This window comes from Shewanella sp. DW31, assembly GCF_015767295.1.
GTDB lineage: Bacteria > Pseudomonadota > Gammaproteobacteria > Enterobacterales > Shewanellaceae > Shewanella > Shewanella oncorhynchi.
In genome coordinates this window covers 95790-112515 of the sequence record NZ_JADWMP020000006.1, presented here as the reverse complement: position 1 = coordinate 112515, position 16726 = coordinate 95790, and the positions used below count along the sequence as shown (strand labels likewise).

Genomic DNA, 16726 nt, shown 5'->3' with positions numbered 1-16726 from the left:
CTTTAATGTTAGCTGCATGTATTCACCAAGTTACCTTGACACTCAAGCGAAGGATGTAAAATGCAAGTTAATCAAGATGATAGAATAACACCTCAAGAGACTTCTTCTAGCAGCAATCGCTTTGCGCTTTTTGCGATAGTGCTCGTCGTGCTACTTTCTGCCGGAGGATATTATTACTACAGCGGTGATTCTGACTCACCTAAACTCATTCCTAACGCCCCTATTGTATTGCCTGAAACACCGCCATCTGAACCTATGACGCTCGAAAGTGCGCCAGAGCCTGAAACCACAGAGACGACGCCTGCCGTTACAGAAACGAACATCAATAGCACTGAAACCACTGCAGTGGCAGAGCCTGAAGTTGTCGTAGAACCTGTGCCTGTGCTGGCTGAAAGTGATGCATTTGTGCAACAAAAAGCTCTCGCCATGATCAATAACAATGTGCTGAGTTCTTCGTTAGTGCAGCAAGATCTCGTCCGCCAATTTGTGGTATTCGTGGATAACCTAGCTCAGGGTGAATTAACCCGTAAAGTTAGCCCACTTAAAGGACCAGAGAAGCTGTTCTCAGTCTCAGAAATCACCAACAAAGTGTATTTAAATCCTGAGGGGTTCCACAGATACGACGCCTATGTTGACTCGATTGCCAAAATGGACGAACAGAGCTTAATCACAACTTACAAGCAACTGACGCCGCTCCTAGAGGAAGCTTTTACCGAACTCGGCTACAGCAACGCCAAATTTAACGACAGAATGCTGCAAGCAATTAAAATGTTACTCGCAGCACCTATTATTGAAGATCCGATTGAGCTGAATTCAATTAGCGTTAACTATCAATTCGTTGACCCTAACTTAGAGGCACTACCCAGTGCACAAAAACTGTTGATCCGTATGGGTCCAGAAAATACTCGCAAGTTGAAAGTAGCGCTGCGTAAAATCGAGAGTCAATTGTCGCAATAGGTTATCAAGCTCATGCCAAAAGGCGCTCAGTGCGCCTTTTTTCATTTTAACCTGTAAGTTAAAGTGTCTGCACAATCAGATAGCCACTGCGATATTTGTTATTCAATGTCAAATAAGCGCTGCAAATCACAGCACTTGATCCCATTCCGTTAACCCGCACAATGCAAATGGCTTCATAAAAAGAAGGGGCATAGTGTAGAATGACCACGCTGTAGAGGGCATTTCGAGCGTCATTCTTCTAACGCGTATACTCCTCACTATGGTATGACAATCCATTAATGTTCTAACTTAGTTAGGGATAACTAAGACAGCTTAAATTTAGTGTCGAGGCAAAGTAGTGCAACTAACATTCAGCATTCTCTCTTGGGGCGCTTGGGCCCCCCAATATCAGCACCATCAAAGTTGGCAAACTTGGTGCGAGAGTTCGGCTGAGCTCAATCTCGATACGCCACCACAGTCGGATACCACCGCTCCCGCACTCAAACAAATTCCCGCCATGCAGCGCCGCCGTTTTAGTCGCTTGACTAAGATGATGTTAGAGGTGAGTTTTCAGTGCGAAATGCCTGCAAATTGTCGCTCTATTTTTGCCTCGCGCCATGGAGAGTTGCAGCGCACCATTGGCCTACTCGAAGACATTATCGCCAAACAACCCTTATCGCCCTTAGGTTTTAGTCAGTCAGTGCACAACACCGCCAGCGGCATTTTTGGCATAGTGGCGGCCAATACCGCGCCTTCAACCTCAGTTGCGGCGGGCACAGAAACCCTGTCCCAAGCTATGGTCGAAGCCTTCGCCCAATTACATCAATCGCCAGAACCATTGTTATTGGTCTTCGGTGATGATCCAGTGCCTCCTGTGTACGATGAGTTTACCCAAGAATTTGAATTACCTTTGGCCCTAGGCCTACAACTCGCGCCCTTCGATACACCCGCTTCGGCCAAGCTCACGGTGAGCCACATTTCTAAGGCAACAGCTTTAAATCCGCTGACCTATGGTGCATTTATCCACGCCCTAGCAACGGCGCAAAATATTTCAGGCTGCTTATCCCAATGGCATTGGAGACTTGAGCATGTTTGATGCAGCCCACAGCCATGACGCCGCTAAGGATCATCAAGATTCAATGCTCAATGCCGCTTATACCTTGCCGGAAACTCGCCGCAAAGGGCTGAATTATGTGCCACGTTGGCTAGGTGGCGTGAGTTGTTATATCGCCTTTGGCTTAGGCGGCTTATTAAGCTCCTTGACCATTCTGCCGCTACTGCGTTTTTGGCCAGGCACACCAGAGGCGCGGATTATTCGGGTACAAAAGGCCGTGCATTTAATGTTCAAAGGCTTTGTCGCCATGCTCACTTGGGCTGGTGTGATTAAGGTCAGCAGCCACGATGCCCAAAAATTACATGATGCCAAAGGCGTTATCGTCATTGCCAACCACCCCAGTTTAGTGGATGTGGTGGTATTGATAAGTCTCATGCCCAATGCGGGCTGCATAGTCAAACAAGCTTTGTGGCGTAATCCATTTTTGCGTGGTGTGGTGTCCTGCGCGGGTTATATTCCCAATCGCGGCGCCGAACTCATGCTAGAGGATTGCCGCGAAGTGCTCGCAAGAGGCACCAATTTAATTATCTTCCCCGAGGGCACGCGTACGGTGGTCGGTACGACCATTAACCACTTTGCCCGCGGCGCTGCCAATATCGCCTTAAGGGCCGAAGCGGATATTTTACCTGTGGTGCTACGTACCAATGTGCGTGGTTTGACAAAGGAGCAACCTTGGTATGAAATCCCAAGGCAAACCATGGGAATGGCCGTTGAAATCGGCACAATCGTTTCTTACCAGAAGTACCAAGCGGCTTTAGGTGAGCATGCAAAAATGGCCCGGCAGCTGACGCGGGATCTTGAACATTACTATAAACAACAACTCGAAAATAATTATGAACTTAAACAATGAAATAAAGCAGTTAATCATCGACTGTCTCGATCTAGAAGACGTCAGCATTGATGATATTGAAACCGATGCGCCGCTATTTGGCGAAGGTTTAGGCTTAGATTCTATCGACGCCCTCGAGCTCGGCTTAGCCATCAAGAAAAAATTTGATGTCAAAATCGAAGCCAATTCGGATGCCACTAAGGCCCATTTCCACAGTGTTGCCAGCTTAGCTCGCTTTATCGAATCACAGCGTCCATAGGAGAGGAATATGCAAAATCGTGAACAAATCCTCGCTATGCTGACCACTATTTTAGTGGACGAATTCGAAATTGATGCCGAGGCGATTACGCCTGAGGCCAACCTGTATGAAGAGCTCGATCTCGACAGCATTGATGCCGTCGACTTAGTGATAAAACTGCAGCAACTGACAGGTAAAAAGATCCAACCCGATGAATTTAAATCAGTTCGCACAATCAACGATGTGATTAATGCTATCGAAGGTTTAGTTAAAACCTAATGCGAGCCTTGCTACAGGTCTTAACCGCCCTAACTTTGCTGGCCTACCCCGTTGCCGTGTATTTAGGGCTCAGTTACTTGCCTGCTGGCACCATAGCGCTCGTGCTGTGTTTATTGCTGATAGTGCGGCTAATGCTACAAAAGCAAAAGGTTAAGACATTAGTTTTACCACTATTAGTGGGGATTGTGCTCACGGCAGGCAGTTATCTTGCCAAGCGCAGTGACTGGCTGCTGTATTACCCAGTAGTGATAAATCTCACTATGCTGGCGCTGTTCAGTTATTCACTGCACACTGGCCCTAGCATGATCGAACGTTTAGCCCGTTTGAAAGAACCCGATTTACCGGATGAAGCCACTGGGTATCTTAAAAAAGTCACGCTACTTTGGTGCGGCTTATTTATCTTCAATGGCACTATGGCGGCTTACACCGCTGGCTTTACTAGCTTAGCAACCTGGACCTTGTATAACGGTTTGATTGCATACGTACTCATGGGACTGCTCCTCGGTGGGGAATGGTTATATCGCAGCTTTTGGTTGAAGAAAACATGACACAGCTACTCAAAAACTGGTTAACCCAAGGGCCCTTTGCCCAACAACTGATCAGCTTTAATCACCACGACATAGTCACAGGTGCATTATTTACCAATCAGGTGGCGTATTTTTACGAGCAACTGCTGGCCGCGCCAGAGAAAAAATGGCTGCTCGCGAGTGATACCAGCGATCTGTTTGCTGTGGGTTTGTGTGCGGCGCTGTTAGCAGGCAAGGAAATTATCTTACCAGCCAACACCCAAACAGGCACGCTGAGCGAGTTAACCCACCAGTTTGAAGGCATATTGTCGGACAAGCCATTGTGTGAAAGTCAGGCCTTTATTCTACTGAGAAAAGAGCTGAGCCTGCCGAGCAAGCCTTGGCCGGCGAGCGAGGCTATCGGTGAACTTGTGCTATTTACCTCCGGCAGCAGTGGCGAACCTAAGGCGATCCGTAAAACACTTCAGCAATTAGACGTTGAAGTCTCAGTGCTCGAACATACCTTTGCCGAACATTTACCCCATTGCAGTGTGGTTTCAACGGTTTCCCACCAGCATATCTATGGCCTGTTATTCAAGATTTTGTGGCCACTCGCCGCCAGTCGGCCGTTTTTAAGTGAGCAGATTGAATACCCAGAAACCTTAAGCTATTACACTGCCTTACTGCCAAACCTGTGCTTGATCAGTAGCCCTGCCCAGTTATCGCGTTTACCTAAGGCCTTAGAGCACGAGCGCCAACTGCGCTCACCTAGCTTAGTGTTCAGTTCTGGCGGGCCCTTAAGTTTTGCGGCGGCTCAAGGGATCAGCCAATGCTATGGCCATCTGCCCATCGAAATCTTTGGCAGCACAGAAACGGGCGGCATCGCCTATCGCCGTCAGCATGAGGCGGATGAACCTTGGCAAGTGTTTGAACGCATCTCGATAGACCAAGATCCGACCGACGGCGCCTTGTTGCTAAAATCGCCCTATTTGGCGGACGATGAATGGCTGCGCTGCGAAGATAAAATCGAGCCGACCGAAAATGGCCAGTTTAGACTCAAGGGCCGACTCGATCGCATCGTTAAGATTGAAGAAAAACGTCTGTCGCTGGCACAAATGGAAACGCTGCTCTGCAGTCACGCCTATGTTGAGCAAGCCGCACTTGTCGTATTGCCGCAGTTTAAATCCCAACTGGGCGCTGTGATAACTCTCTCAGCACTTGGCCGCAGCGTGCACCAAGAGCAGGGGAAACTCAGCATTAACAATGCCCTAAAAGCACATTTACTGACGCAATTTGAGCGAGTCACCCTGCCACGCCGCTGGCGTTATCCGGATATTTTGCCGCTGAACACTCAGGGTAAGCGTGTCACTGCCCAGTTAGTCGAGTTATTTGATCATGATTAAATCGAGTTTACCGCCGATCCTGCATTCCAATATCGGCATGGATAATATTGAATTACGTCTGTTAGTGGCGGCCGACCTTGAATCTTTTAAGGGACATTTTCCCGAGCAAGCCGTGCTACCGGGCGTGACGCAATTAGATTGGGCGGTGCGTTTAGGCTGCCAATATTTCGGCTATTGCGAAGCCGTAGCCAACTTAGAAGTGCTTAAGTTTCAGCAACTCATACTGCCGGGGCAAGAAGTCACCTTAAGCATTAGCAATAATGCCGCTAAGGGAAAACTCACCTTCGCCTATAGCGATGGTGAAAACCGCTACGCGTCAGGTCGTATCGCCTTCGATATCTCGCCCGTTAACAGCAAGCCTTCTGATACCAACAGCAGCGATGGGGCGAGCCAGTGCTAACACCTCCCAGCGACTTAGTTGAGTCGGCACCCATCAAGCTCGCCTTAGTGATCCCCAATTACAATCACAGTGCCGCAATTGCCCAGACCTTGGCCGAACTCGCCCAATTTAATCTGCCCTGTTATTTGATTGATGATGGCAGCAATGACGAAACCCGTTATCTACTGCAATCCTTAGCCCAAACCTATCCTTGGGTGACTTTGCTGCTGCATCCTTACAATCGTGGTAAAGGCGCTGCTGTGATGACGGGCCTACGCCGAGCCTACCGCGATGGCTTTAGTCATGCACTGCAGGTCGATGCCGATGGTCAACACAATCTGGCCGATATTCCAGCTATGGTAGCAAGGGCGCAGGCTAAACCCGATGCACTGATTTCAGGCAAACCCGAGTACGATGAATCCGTGCCTAAGGGCAGGCTTTATGGCCGTTATATCACCCATTTTTGGGTATGGGTCGAAACCTTAAGCTTTGATATTAAAGATTCTATGTGTGGCTTTCGCGTTTATCCCCTCGCCGCCACCGAGCGATTACTGTGCCAGCAAGCATTAACGGAGCGAATGGATTTTGATATTGAAATCCTCGTCAAACTTTACTGGCAAGGGGTGGAAATTTTATTCCAGCCGACTAAGGTGATTTATCCCGAAGGCGGCGTCAGTCACTTTCAAGGTGTGGCCGACAATGTGCGCATCACTCAGCTGCATACCAAGTTGTTTTTCGGCATGCTCAAACGCCTCCCTTGGCTGTTGCAGCGAAAGCCGTTGCGACAAGCCGCGCAAAACTCCCATTGCTCGTCAGCAACATCATCAACTTCAGCCACCCATTGGTCGGGCATGAAGGAGCGCGGCAGTTACTGGGGCATCAAACTGTTAGCCGAGAGCTATCGTATTGGCGGCCATTGGTTGTGCCGCGCCATTATGTATCCTGTGATTTGCTATTTCTTCCTCACGGGCAAAGTCACCCGCGAAGCCTCGTTAGATTTCCTGCGCCGCGTGCAAACGCTTGAGCCGCAACATCCTAAGCTGAATCAGCCCGTAGGCTGGCGCGATAGCCTGAATCACTTTTTAGCCTTTGGAAATGCCGCTCTCGATAGAATTGATGCCTGGTGCGATCGCATCCAATTGAGCCAAGTGGATTTCCCCGATCGCCAAGTGCTGGCCGACCAACTCGAAAGCGGTAAAGGCGCCGTGTTATTAGTGTCGCACCTTGGCAATTTAGAACTCTGCCGCGCCATTTCAATCCACCAGCGCAAAGTCAAAGTGAATGTCATGGTGTTAACGAGCCATGCGGAAAATTTCAATAAGGTACTCAAGCAGTTAAACCCTGATAGCACGCTTAATCTTATTCAAGTGACCGAGCTTAACCCCGCGACGTCTATGCTGTTGCAGCAAAAGATAGAAGCCGGTGAACTGGTGGTGATCGCGGGCGATAGAACCTCGCCGAATACCCAAGGTCGCGTCCTGTACGCGCCCTTTATGGGGCAAGACGCAGCGTTTCCCCAAGGGCCGTTTATTTTGGCAGGTTTACTCGATTGCCCTGTATTTTTAATGTTTTGCCTGCGGGAACAGGGCCGTTATCGGGTGCATTTAGAGCGCTTCGCAGAAACACTAAAAGGCCCGCGAGCGGGCAGAATGGACAGATTACAGCAGGCGGTAAATCGCTACAGCGAACGTTTAGAATACTTTGCCAGACGCGAGCCTTTGCAATGGTTTAACTTCTTCGATTTCTGGTGTAAAGACAGCGAGTTAGAACGCGCATCAGCCAATTCAGTACAAGCCGATGCTGTAACAACAGAATCAGCATCACCGCAGATCCCAGAGCAGGATCATAAGACAGACAGGACTAGTCATTCATGAGCCACACCCAAGCCGCCGACTCAAAGAATCAATCAGACTTAAAGACTGTTGAGTTCGGCCGTCAATTTCTTACCTTAGAACAAGTGGTTGCCGTCGCCAAGGGCGCACCAGTCAAGCTCTGTGACGATGCGGATTATCAAGAATATATCCAAAAAGGTGCGCGCTTTATCGATAGCCTGCTGCACGAAGAAGGCGTGGTTTATGGTGTAACAACTGGTTATGGCGACTCTTGCACAGTCAATGTGAGCTTAGATCTGGTCCACGAATTACCACTGCATTTAACCCGCTTCCACGGCTGCGGTTTAGGCGAGACCTTAAGCATAATGCAGGCCCGCGCTGTGATGGCTTGCCGTTTAAACTCCTTAGCTATTGGCAAATCTGGCGTGACCTATGAACTATTAAAGCGCATCGAAACTTTGCTCAATCTCAACATAGTCCCTGTAATCCCAGAAGAAGGTTCGGTCGGCGCCAGCGGTGACTTAACACCGCTGTCGTATTTAGCCGCCGTGTTAGTCGGCGAGCGCGAAGTGATTTACCAAGGTGAGCGCCAAGCGACTCAAGCAGTGTACGCTAAGCTCAACATTATCCCGCATGTCCTGCGTCCAAAAGAAGGCTTAGCCCTGATGAACGGCACGGCTGTGATGACGGCCTTGGCCTGTTTAGCCTTCGATCGCGCCCAATATCTTGCCCGCTTAAGTAGCCGCATTACCGCTATGGCTTCGTTAACGTTAAAAGGCAACTCGAACCATTTTGATGAAATCTTATTTGCCGCCAAACCGCATCCGGGACAAAACCAAATCGCCACTTGGATACGGGAAGATTTAAATCACCACGAACATCCGCGCAATTCGGACAGGCTGCAGGACAGATATTCCATCCGCTGCGCACCGCACATTATCGGCGTGTTGCAGGATGCGCTGCCCTTTATGCGTCAGTTTATCGAAACCGAAGTCAACAGCGCCAACGACAACCCGATTGTCGACGGCGAAGGCGAGCATATTCTCCACGGTGGCCATTTTTACGGCGGCCATATCGCCTTTGCGATGGATTCGCTGAAAAATACTGTGGCTAACTTAGCAGACCTTATCGATCGCCAAATGGCACTGGTAATGGACCCTAAGTTTAATAATGGCTTACCCGCTAACTTATCCGGCTCAACCGGCCCGCGCCGCGCAATTAATCATGGCTTTAAAGCGGTGCAAATTGGGGTATCGGCGTGGACAGCAGAAGCGCTCAAGCACACTATGCCCGCCAGCGTATTCTCGCGCTCGACCGAATGCCACAACCAAGACAAGGTGAGCATGGGCACTATCGCCGCCCGCGACTGTATGCGCGTGCTGCAATTGACCGAACAAGTCGCGGCGGCAGCCCTGCTCGCCATGACCCAAGGTATTGGCCTGCGTATCGCCCAAAATGAACTCGACGAAGCCTCGCTCACCCCGTCATTGGCGAAAACCCTCGCTCAAGTGCGCGGTGATTTTGAGACCTTAATCGAAGACCGACCGCTTGAAGCCGTGCTGCGCCAAACCATAGCTAAAATCCAAGCGGGCGAATGGGAAGTGTGCCGATGAAATCATTGCTCACTATCGATATGGAAATGCAAATCCCCTTCCACGATGTGGATTCCATGGGGATCACTTGGCATGGCAATTACCTGCGTTATTTCGAAATAGCCCGCTGTAAACTGCTCGATGAGCTGGGCTACAACTACCGCCAAATGCAAGCATCTAACTATGCATGGCCTATTATCGATTTGCAGATTAAGTACGTCAAAGCCAGCACCTTCGAGCAAAAAATCACAGTGCGTGCAGAGTTAGTTGAGTGGGAAAACCGCTTAAAGATCAATTATCAAATTCGCGATGTCGAAACCGGTGCGCGCATCACTAAGGGTTATACCATTCAAGCTGCGGTCGATATGTGCACCCAAGAATTGTGTTTTGTCACCCCAGAGGTGTTCCGTGACAAAATAGCCCCCCTGCTCGCTAAGGTGGAAGACTAATGAACTCAGTACTCGCCAAGAGCTCTGCGCTGACGAAGTGTGCATTATTTCTCTGCTTAGCTTTTGCTTTGATAAGCAGCCAGCCACTCAAGGCAGAAACCTTAAGTGACAAGCTTGCCGCGCCCGGCGTTTATCAAACACTCTTTAGCCAAAGTGCGGATACCGCGCAGCTTGTCGCCTTAAGCCAAAAGCTTAATCTAGGCGAAACAGTGCGAGGTCAGTTTGTGCAATCTCGGCAGTTGAAGGTACTCAAAAAGCCGCTAATCAGCCAAGGACAGTTTATCTTCGATCAGACCCAAGGACTTATTTGGCAGCAAATAAAGCCCTTCGAATCCCTGCTAATTTTAAAAGATAAGCAACTGATTCAGCGTGATAGCCAAGGTAGAGTACAGGTCAGCAAGGCCGATGCCTCGACGAGCGCAGCCGTTATGGGGGATTTATTGCCCAGCCTAGTGCGCGCTATGCTCGGCGGTGATATTTCCGGTTTAAGTGAGAACTTCGAACTGCACTTCCTCATAACAGAAAGCTTGAACACAGACGGCCAATGGCAATTAGGCCTAACGCCCAAAGATCCCTTAATGAAAAAAGCCATCGCCAATATGGTGTTAGAGGGGAGCGATGTGTTGCAATCCTTAGTGCTACTGAGCGCAGCGCCGCGTGTGAGCCCACAGGATATGACCCGCATCGACTTTAGTGCGCTTTCCCAGGGCAAACTCAGCGAAACCGAATTGACGCAGTATGCTGTGGCGATAGAGGCGAATAAACCTTAACCATGGCCGCCAACTTCACCGCGCGCGCCAATCAAGCGCTAATACAATCGTCCCCCAAGTGGCGCCTCACCATTTGGTTGCTATTAATGCTGTCTGCCAGTCTGTGGACGTTGCAACTCTGGCAAAACGGCGCACGGGTGCAGAGCGATATTCTCGCTATGCTGCCCCATTTACAGCAGGACAAACTCACAGAACGCGCCCTTAACCAAGTTGAAGCGACGCTCGCCGACCAAGTCTATATTGCGCTCGTCGCCAAGGATGAAACCACGGCAATCGCTGCGGCTAAGTTGTTGATGCAAAAGCTTGAAACTGACCTTGTTTCTACTGGAAAAAATGCTGCACTTACAGATATTCGCAGCGCCGATATGCAGCTCGGTGAAGCGTTGGGGCAATATTATTTCCCCCACAGATTTAAATTACTGACAGCGCCACAAGCTGAGGCGTTAGCAACGAAAGACATTGGAAATCTGATTGAAGCGGCCACAGCGCAGCTTTACAACGCCTTTAGTTACGCCAATAGCAACTTGCTTGCCCAAGATCCGCTGCTGTTATTCCCCGCCAATTTACTCGACCTCGCGCCGAGTTCAAAAGTCAGAGCCAGCCAAGGTATTCTGCTGGCTAATCAAGGCGATAATGTTGCTGCGGTTGTTATGGCAAAGGGCCAAGAAAGTGCCTTTAATCCCAATGCGCAATTAGCGCAGATGACGGCATTAACCCTAGGGTTGGATGCGGTTGAAAAAAACTACCCAGATATTACCCTGCATAAGGCTGGTGCCCTGTTTCACGCGATTGCGGCGACACAAACGGCTAAGAGTGAAATCTCGATCCTTGGTCTTGCATCTTTACTCGGGGTAATAGCTTTAGTCTGGCTGGCGTTTCGTTCTGTGATGCCACTACTGTTGGCCATCGTTACCATTTCTAGCGGGCTGTTGCTGGCCGTAACTTTTACCTTAAGCGTGTTTGGCGAGCTGCATTTACTCACCTTAGTATTTGGCACTAGCTTAATTGGCATTGCCATCGACTACAGCTTTCATTTTTACTGCGAGCGCTTAAGCGATACCGAACGCAACGCAAAGGCGACGGTCGCGTATATCTTCCCCACTGTGACGCTTGCCTTTATCACCAGTGCGTTAGCTTATGTGGGCATAGGTTTAGCGCCGTTTCCAGGAATGCAGCAAGTGGCGATTTTCTGCGCCGCGGGGCTGCTCGGGGCCTATCTCACCCTCATTCTCGCCTACCCACTGTTAGCGGGAAGTCGTTTGCCATCTGGCTCCCGCCCATTAGCGTTAGCGGGGAAGTATCTTGCCAACCTCACTCAGTTATCCAACAGATTGACCACGCCTTTAGGCATGAGCATGTTTGCTTTAGTGATAGTAATGTGGTGTCTGGTTGGCGTAACCAAGTTAACCGTCGATGACGATATTCGCCATTTGCAGCAAAGCCCCGCGAGCGTAACTGAACCTGAAAATCAGCTCAGGCAGCTACTCAGCGGCGGCACAGATAATCAATTCTTACTGGTACGCGCCGCGAGTGAAGAAGCACTACTACAACAGCTTGAGCGAGTGTCGCCACTGCTCGATGCCGCTATTGCGAACCAAGAGTTAGGCAACTACGTCAGCCTCAGCCGATATATTCCCAGCCATCAAAGGCAAGACACGGCTTATCGCTTACAGGGTGATATCTATCAAACTCAGATAGATACTGTGCTCACAAGCCTTGGGTTGGATGAGAACTTAAAGCCAGAGCTGCAAGCAAGCTACTTAGCAGCTAAAGAGCAATATATCGCCCCAGCAGATTTCTTTAAGCTAGAGGCAGGCAAGCAACTCGCACCGCTGTGGCTAGCACCAAATGGCAAGGCCACCGACGATGACGCGCTAAATGATGGCGGCGCGATAAATGATGATGGGGCGAGCGCTGAGTATGGTGCCATTGTCTTGCTTGGCGGCATTAAACAGATCGACGCGCTCAAGACGCGCTTTGCCCATGATCAAAGCGTACAACTTATCGATAAAGTCGCGGATATATCCGCCGTCATGGGCCATTACCGACAGTTAACTCTAAAGCTGTTAGCGCTCGCACTCGGTATCGCACTCTTGTTGTTTAGCCTGAATTTTGGCATTAAAAAAGCTGCGGTTGTCGTTGCCGTTCCAGCCCTTGCGGCCTTGCTAACGCTTGCAACCTTAGGCTTAACGGGCTCGCCGCTGAGTCTGTTCCATGCACTCGCGCTCATTTTAGTTTTCGGGATTGGGATAGACTACAGCTTGTTCTTTGCCTCTGCTCAAAACCACGGCAAGGCAGTGATGATGGCGGTATTTATGTCCGCCTGCTCGACCCTATTAGCCTTTGGTTTACTCGCCTTTAGCCAGACCCAAGCGATTCATTATTTTGGTTTAACCCTGTCACTAGGTATAGGTTTAACCTTTTTACTTTCGCCACTGATTTTAACGACTAAAAAGTCCTGATAACGACAAGGAACGTACTTTACATGCCTACACCCGCTCACGATTTATCGGCTATGCCAAATTCACTTGCCGTCGATGTGGCTATTATCGGCGCAGGACCTTCAGGCGCCATTGCCGCCAGCTTGCTACACCAACAAGGCAAGCGCGTGCTGGTGTTAGAAAAACAACATTTCCCCCGTTTTTCCATCGGTGAAAGTTTACTGCCCTGCTGCATGCAATTCATCGAAGAAGCCGGCATGTTAGACGCACTCAATGCCGCTGGATTCCAGCATAAAAATGGCGCCGCCTTTCGTCGCAATGGCACTTACACTACCTTCGATTTTACCGATAAATTTACCCCAGGGCCGGGCACCACATTCCAAGTGCAGCGCGCCAGTTTTGATAAACTGTTAGCCGATACCGCCCAAAGCCAAGGGGTCGACATCCGCTACGGCGAAACCGTCGAGGCGATAGATTTAACCGAGAATCCATGCTTAATGGTGCGCAATGAACAGGGCGAGCTTTATCAAATCAGCGCCCAATATGTGCTTGATGCCAGTGGTTTTGGCCGTGTGTTACCCCGCTTGCTCGACTTAGAAAGTCCATCTTGCCTACCACAGCGCAGCGCCATCTTTACCCATGTGGAAGATAACATCAGCGATCCCAACTTTGATCGAAATAAGATTTTGATCAGTGTCCACCCTGAGCATAAGGACATTTGGTATTGGCTCATTCCCTTTAGCAATGGCCGTTGTTCACTCGGCGTAGTGGCAGAACCGCAATTACTTGCGCGTTTACAAGGTTCGCTTGAGCAACAATTGATGAACATAGTCAATGAAGAACCAGGACTAAAAGCCCTACTGGCAAACGCTAAGGTGGTGCAAGAATGCGCCACTCTCAAGGGCTATTCCGCCAATGTGTCACGCCTTGCGACCGACAAGTTCGCCCTACTGGGTAATGCCGGTGAGTTCCTTGATCCGGTATTTTCCTCCGGCGTCACTATCGCCATGCAATCGGCATCGATGGCGGCAAAATGTGTGACTAAACAACTCAATGGCGAAACGGTTGACTGGCAAGCCGATTACTCAGCACCTTTAATGCAGGGGGTGAATACCTTCCGCACCTATGTGCAAGCTTGGTATGATGGCCGCTTTCAGGATGTGATCTTCTATGAAGAACCGAATCCACGCATCAAGCAAATGATTTGCTCGATTCTGGCGGGCTACGCTTGGGACCTCAATAATCCCTTCGTTAAAGACTCGGAGCGCCGCCTGAACATGGTGGTCGAATTGTGCCAAAACCAAGTTGTCATTCCTGAATTTGCAGAGGCGTAACCGCATGTCGCTCAACTTTAACGCGAAATGGCGAGTGTTCCTCGCGCTACTGATCATCAGTCTGGGGCTGACGGGATGTAGCGAACTACTATTTAGGCAAACCTGTGTCGGCCTCGCTAAAGACATGCGTTATTGCTTGGCGCCACTGCCCCATGATTTTGCCCCCGCAGCCGATAAACCTCTGACTAAGCCGACGGCCAAACCCGCCGACATTAGCAGCCAGCAAACCGACAGCAAAGTTAAGCTAACTTCACCCCAGTCCTTTAGCCAAAAGGTCAGCATTAAAGTGGGTGATAAGTCCCACGAGTTACTCACTCAATTAGAGTTAGAGGATGAGCGTATGACGCTCGTTGGCTTAGCGCCACTCGGACAGGCTTTGTTTACCTTAGTTTATGATGGTAATACACTCAGCAGTGAACAAAGCGTGCTGCTAGGGGACAGTTTTAAAGCTGAGTATTTAATGGCGATGATGCAACTGATCTATTGGCCTGAGCAGAGTATTCGCGCCCATTTAGAAGGTGGTCATTTAGTCACAGGCCTTTGCGATACGGTTGGGGGAAATCAGGGCGATGCACTTGTAGGCACCCGAGTGAATACAATCCCCTGTCGCCAGATCTATAGTCAAGATACCTTGATCAGTAAAAGCGGCCAGCAAACCCATGTGGTGCAAATCCGTTATCAACAAAATATCGGCGATGCTCTTTGGCAAGCCCACATCAGCTTAACTATGCCACAAGCTAAATTTGAGCTAGAAATCGAACCTATTTAATCTGTTAGCATCCGCACTTAACTGTGCCATGGTAAAAAGACACACAATGATGAACAGAGTTGCTATTACACAGATTGGATTGTGTACCCCGCTAGGGCAAGATCCCCAGCAGGTTTTAGACCGCCTGATCGCCGGTGATACCAGTGCGATGCTGCGCAGTGACACTCTCCTGTTCGAACACCCAACCTTAGTTGCACCAGTGACGGCAGCGCTACCAACCATTCCCGAAAAACTCATTCAGTTCGATTGCCGTAACAACCAATTACTGCTGTGCGCCGCACTGCAAATTGCGACCACAGTTGAACAAGCGAAACGGGATTTTGGTCATGCCCGTATTGGTGTTGTGCTAGGCACAAGCACGTCAGGGATTTCAAAAGGTGAAGCCGCGCTGAGCTACCGCAATCAACACGGGTACTTTCCGGCGGATTACCACTATTTCCAGCAGGAGCTCGGCAGCACCAGCGACTTTTTACGCCAATATTTTGAGCTAGATGGCCCTTGCTACACAATTTCAACCGCCTGCTCATCCAGCGCCAAAGTGTTTGCCAGTGCCAAACGCCTATTACAGGCTAACCTCTGCGATATGGTGATTGTCGGCGGTGTCGACAGTTTATGCCAACTCACAGTCAATGGTTTTCACGCCTTAGAATCTGTCTCGAAAGGCCACTGCAATCCTTTTAGTATCAACCGTGATGGCATCAATATCGGCGAAGGCGCGGCGCTTTTCGTCCTGACGTTGGGCGAGTCAGAGGTCATGCTAGCGGGTATTGGCGAGTCGAGCGATGCGCACCATATGTCGGCGCCACATCCCGAAGGCGCAGGCGCCATCGCTGCCATGCACGCGGCGTTGCAAGATGCACACATTGCAGCAAAAGACATTAGTTACATAAACTTACACGGTACAGCCACGCCTAAAAATGATGCGATGGAAAGCCGCGCCGTGGTTGAAGTGTTTGGCGTGAACACGCCCCCTTGTAGCTCGACCAAGCCCTTAGTCGGCCATACCTTAGGTGCCGCTGGCGCCATTGAAGCCGCCTTCTGTTATTTATTACTTTCAGCACATAATCACGGCCAAGCCCTGCCGCCCCATCAATGGGACGGACAAGTCGATCCACAGGATCCGCCCATTGCCTTGGTCGAGCGCCATCAAGTCGCGGCTAAGGGCGCACTTAATTATGTGATGAGCAATTCCTTCGCCTTTGGCGGCAGTAATGCCAGCCTGATTTTCTGCCGTAACGAGGCCTAGTACTATGCAGTTACTTAAGATTAACCAACCCTTTGCCGAACAGGATATTGCCGATTTTATTCCCCATAGGGTACCGATGATTTTGCTCGATAAAATCATTGGTTATCGGCGCGATAACCTAGAGACCGAAGTCACTATCACGGCGCAAAGCCCTTATTTCGATGATAAATATCAAGCCGTACCCAATTATGTGGGTATCGAATATATGGCTCAAAGTATTGCCGCCCTTGCTGGGGTTGAGGCAAAACTTCGCAATGATAAAATCCGCGTCGGTTTTCTATTGGGATCGCGCAAATTAACCTTGTATGCAAAGCAATATCAGCTCGGGCGCACCTATCGCACCCAAGTCAGCCGCCTCTATCAAGAGGAATCAGGATTAGCGGTATTCGATTGCCAAATTTATCTGCTGCCCGAAACCGGCACTGAGCTAGAAAAGAGCTTAGTGGCCCAAGCCAATGTGAATGTGTTCCAGCCTCAAGACACACAAGCCTACCTTGCAGGCAATCAAGACGCGGCAAATAGAAGTCTTGGGCACTAAAGCAATGATGTAGATAAAAAAGCCTTAAAGCGCCTTAACAAGCGACCTTTTTACCATAAATACATGAAACC

The 16726-nt window shown here is 49.7% G+C and carries 17 protein-coding genes; all 17 read left to right on the top strand.

Annotated elements, in window-relative coordinates; all coding sequences use genetic code 11:
- The first annotated feature begins 60 nt into the window (after positions 1-60).
- The 17 genes from GWI56_RS07250 (at position 61) to GWI56_RS07170 (ending at position 16655) form a co-directional block, all read left to right on the top strand.
- Positions 61-957, top strand: a complete 897-nt coding sequence (locus GWI56_RS07250; protein WP_198572535.1) for a DUF3014 domain-containing protein — start codon at positions 61-63, stop codon at positions 955-957.
- 337 nt (positions 958-1294) lie between these two features.
- Positions 1295-2032 carry a beta-ketoacyl synthase chain length factor gene (locus GWI56_RS07245; RefSeq protein ID WP_168826517.1) on the top strand — a complete coding sequence of 246 codons (738 nt, stop codon included), beginning with the start codon at positions 1295-1297 and terminating at the stop codon, positions 2030-2032.
- The gene (locus tag GWI56_RS07240; RefSeq protein ID WP_198572534.1) at positions 2025-2900 is read left to right on the top strand and encodes a lysophospholipid acyltransferase family protein; all 876 of its coding nucleotides are present in this window, start codon (positions 2025-2027) and stop codon (positions 2898-2900) included. Before GWI56_RS07245 ends, GWI56_RS07240 begins: the two co-directional genes overlap by 8 nt.
- On the top strand, positions 2884-3138 hold the full coding sequence (locus tag GWI56_RS07235) for a phosphopantetheine-binding protein (RefSeq protein WP_011787697.1): 255 nt from the start codon (positions 2884-2886) through the stop codon (positions 3136-3138). Before GWI56_RS07240 ends, GWI56_RS07235 begins: the two co-directional genes overlap by 17 nt.
- 9 nt (positions 3139-3147) lie before the next feature.
- Positions 3148-3396 carry an acyl carrier protein gene (locus GWI56_RS07230; protein ID WP_011787696.1) on the top strand — a complete coding sequence of 83 codons (249 nt, stop codon included), beginning with the start codon at positions 3148-3150 and terminating at the stop codon, positions 3394-3396.
- Positions 3396-3944: a hypothetical protein gene (locus GWI56_RS07225; protein WP_011787695.1), complete on the top strand. Its 549-nt coding sequence runs from the start codon at positions 3396-3398 to the stop codon at positions 3942-3944. Before GWI56_RS07230 ends, GWI56_RS07225 begins: the two co-directional genes overlap by 1 nt.
- The gene (locus GWI56_RS07220; protein ID WP_198572533.1) at positions 3941-5305 is read left to right on the top strand and encodes an AMP-binding protein; all 1365 of its coding nucleotides are present in this window, start codon (positions 3941-3943) and stop codon (positions 5303-5305) included. The genes GWI56_RS07225 and GWI56_RS07220 overlap by 4 nt, the downstream gene beginning before the upstream one ends.
- A complete protein-coding gene (locus GWI56_RS07215; protein WP_113941117.1) occupies positions 5298-5705 on the top strand; it encodes a thioester dehydrase in 408 nt (135 codons plus the stop codon). The genes GWI56_RS07220 and GWI56_RS07215 overlap by 8 nt, the downstream gene beginning before the upstream one ends.
- Positions 5699-7558, top strand: coding sequence for a glycosyltransferase family 2 protein (locus GWI56_RS07210; protein ID WP_198572532.1), 1860 nt, complete (start codon positions 5699-5701; stop codon positions 7556-7558). Before GWI56_RS07215 ends, GWI56_RS07210 begins: the two co-directional genes overlap by 7 nt.
- Entirely contained in the window at positions 7555-9129 is a 1575-nt protein-coding gene (locus GWI56_RS07205) for an aromatic amino acid ammonia-lyase (protein WP_025008040.1), read from the top strand. The genes GWI56_RS07210 and GWI56_RS07205 overlap by 4 nt, the downstream gene beginning before the upstream one ends.
- Entirely contained in the window at positions 9126-9557 is a 432-nt protein-coding gene (locus GWI56_RS07200) for an acyl-CoA thioesterase (RefSeq protein ID WP_198572531.1), read from the top strand. Before GWI56_RS07205 ends, GWI56_RS07200 begins: the two co-directional genes overlap by 4 nt.
- Complete coding sequence (locus GWI56_RS07195; protein ID WP_198572530.1) at positions 9557-10327, top strand: outer membrane lipoprotein carrier protein LolA; 771 nt, start codon at positions 9557-9559, stop codon at positions 10325-10327. Before GWI56_RS07200 ends, GWI56_RS07195 begins: the two co-directional genes overlap by 1 nt.
- A 2-nt stretch (positions 10328-10329) precedes the next feature.
- Positions 10330-12789: an MMPL family transporter gene (locus tag GWI56_RS07190; protein WP_198572529.1), complete on the top strand. Its 2460-nt coding sequence runs from the start codon at positions 10330-10332 to the stop codon at positions 12787-12789.
- Positions 12790-12812: 23 nt separating this feature from the next.
- Positions 12813-14102 (top strand): NAD(P)/FAD-dependent oxidoreductase, encoded by a 1290-nt coding sequence (locus GWI56_RS07185; protein ID WP_198572528.1) that lies wholly within the window; start codon positions 12813-12815, stop codon positions 14100-14102.
- 4 nt (positions 14103-14106) lie between these two features.
- Entirely contained in the window at positions 14107-14871 is a 765-nt protein-coding gene (locus GWI56_RS07180) for a DUF3261 domain-containing protein (RefSeq protein ID WP_198572527.1), read from the top strand.
- Positions 14872-14917: 46 nt separating this feature from the next.
- Positions 14918-16117 (top strand): beta-ketoacyl-[acyl-carrier-protein] synthase family protein, encoded by a 1200-nt coding sequence (locus GWI56_RS07175; RefSeq protein WP_198572526.1) that lies wholly within the window; start codon positions 14918-14920, stop codon positions 16115-16117.
- 4 nt (positions 16118-16121) lie between these two features.
- Complete coding sequence (locus GWI56_RS07170) at positions 16122-16655, top strand: hotdog family protein (protein ID WP_198572525.1); 534 nt, start codon at positions 16122-16124, stop codon at positions 16653-16655.
- Positions 16656-16726 lie beyond the last annotated feature (71 nt).

Excerpts from the sequence above, each read along its gene's own strand:
- GWI56_RS07250 (WP_198572535.1), top strand. The coding sequence starts at position 61 with ATGCAAGTTAATCAAGATGATAGAATAACACCTCAAGAGACTTCTTCT.
- GWI56_RS07240 (WP_198572534.1), top strand. The coding sequence starts at position 2,025 with ATGTTTGATGCAGCCCACAGCCATGACGCCGCTAAGGATCATCAAGAT.
- GWI56_RS07235 (WP_011787697.1), top strand. The coding sequence starts at position 2,884 with ATGAACTTAAACAATGAAATAAAGCAGTTAATCATCGACTGTCTCGAT.
- GWI56_RS07230 (WP_011787696.1), top strand. The coding sequence starts at position 3,148 with ATGCAAAATCGTGAACAAATCCTCGCTATGCTGACCACTATTTTAGTG.
- GWI56_RS07225 (WP_011787695.1), top strand. The coding sequence starts at position 3,396 with ATGCGAGCCTTGCTACAGGTCTTAACCGCCCTAACTTTGCTGGCCTAC.
- GWI56_RS07220 (WP_198572533.1), top strand. The coding sequence starts at position 3,941 with ATGACACAGCTACTCAAAAACTGGTTAACCCAAGGGCCCTTTGCCCAA.
- GWI56_RS07215 (WP_113941117.1), top strand. The coding sequence starts at position 5,298 with ATGATTAAATCGAGTTTACCGCCGATCCTGCATTCCAATATCGGCATG.
- GWI56_RS07205 (WP_025008040.1), top strand. The coding sequence starts at position 7,555 with ATGAGCCACACCCAAGCCGCCGACTCAAAGAATCAATCAGACTTAAAG.
- GWI56_RS07200 (WP_198572531.1), top strand. The coding sequence starts at position 9,126 with ATGAAATCATTGCTCACTATCGATATGGAAATGCAAATCCCCTTCCAC.
- GWI56_RS07195 (WP_198572530.1), top strand. The coding sequence starts at position 9,557 with ATGAACTCAGTACTCGCCAAGAGCTCTGCGCTGACGAAGTGTGCATTA.
- GWI56_RS07190 (WP_198572529.1), top strand. The coding sequence starts at position 10,330 with ATGGCCGCCAACTTCACCGCGCGCGCCAATCAAGCGCTAATACAATCG.
- GWI56_RS07185 (WP_198572528.1), top strand. The coding sequence starts at position 12,813 with ATGCCTACACCCGCTCACGATTTATCGGCTATGCCAAATTCACTTGCC.
- GWI56_RS07180 (WP_198572527.1), top strand. The coding sequence starts at position 14,107 with ATGTCGCTCAACTTTAACGCGAAATGGCGAGTGTTCCTCGCGCTACTG.
- GWI56_RS07175 (WP_198572526.1), top strand. The coding sequence starts at position 14,918 with ATGATGAACAGAGTTGCTATTACACAGATTGGATTGTGTACCCCGCTA.
- GWI56_RS07170 (WP_198572525.1), top strand. The coding sequence starts at position 16,122 with ATGCAGTTACTTAAGATTAACCAACCCTTTGCCGAACAGGATATTGCC.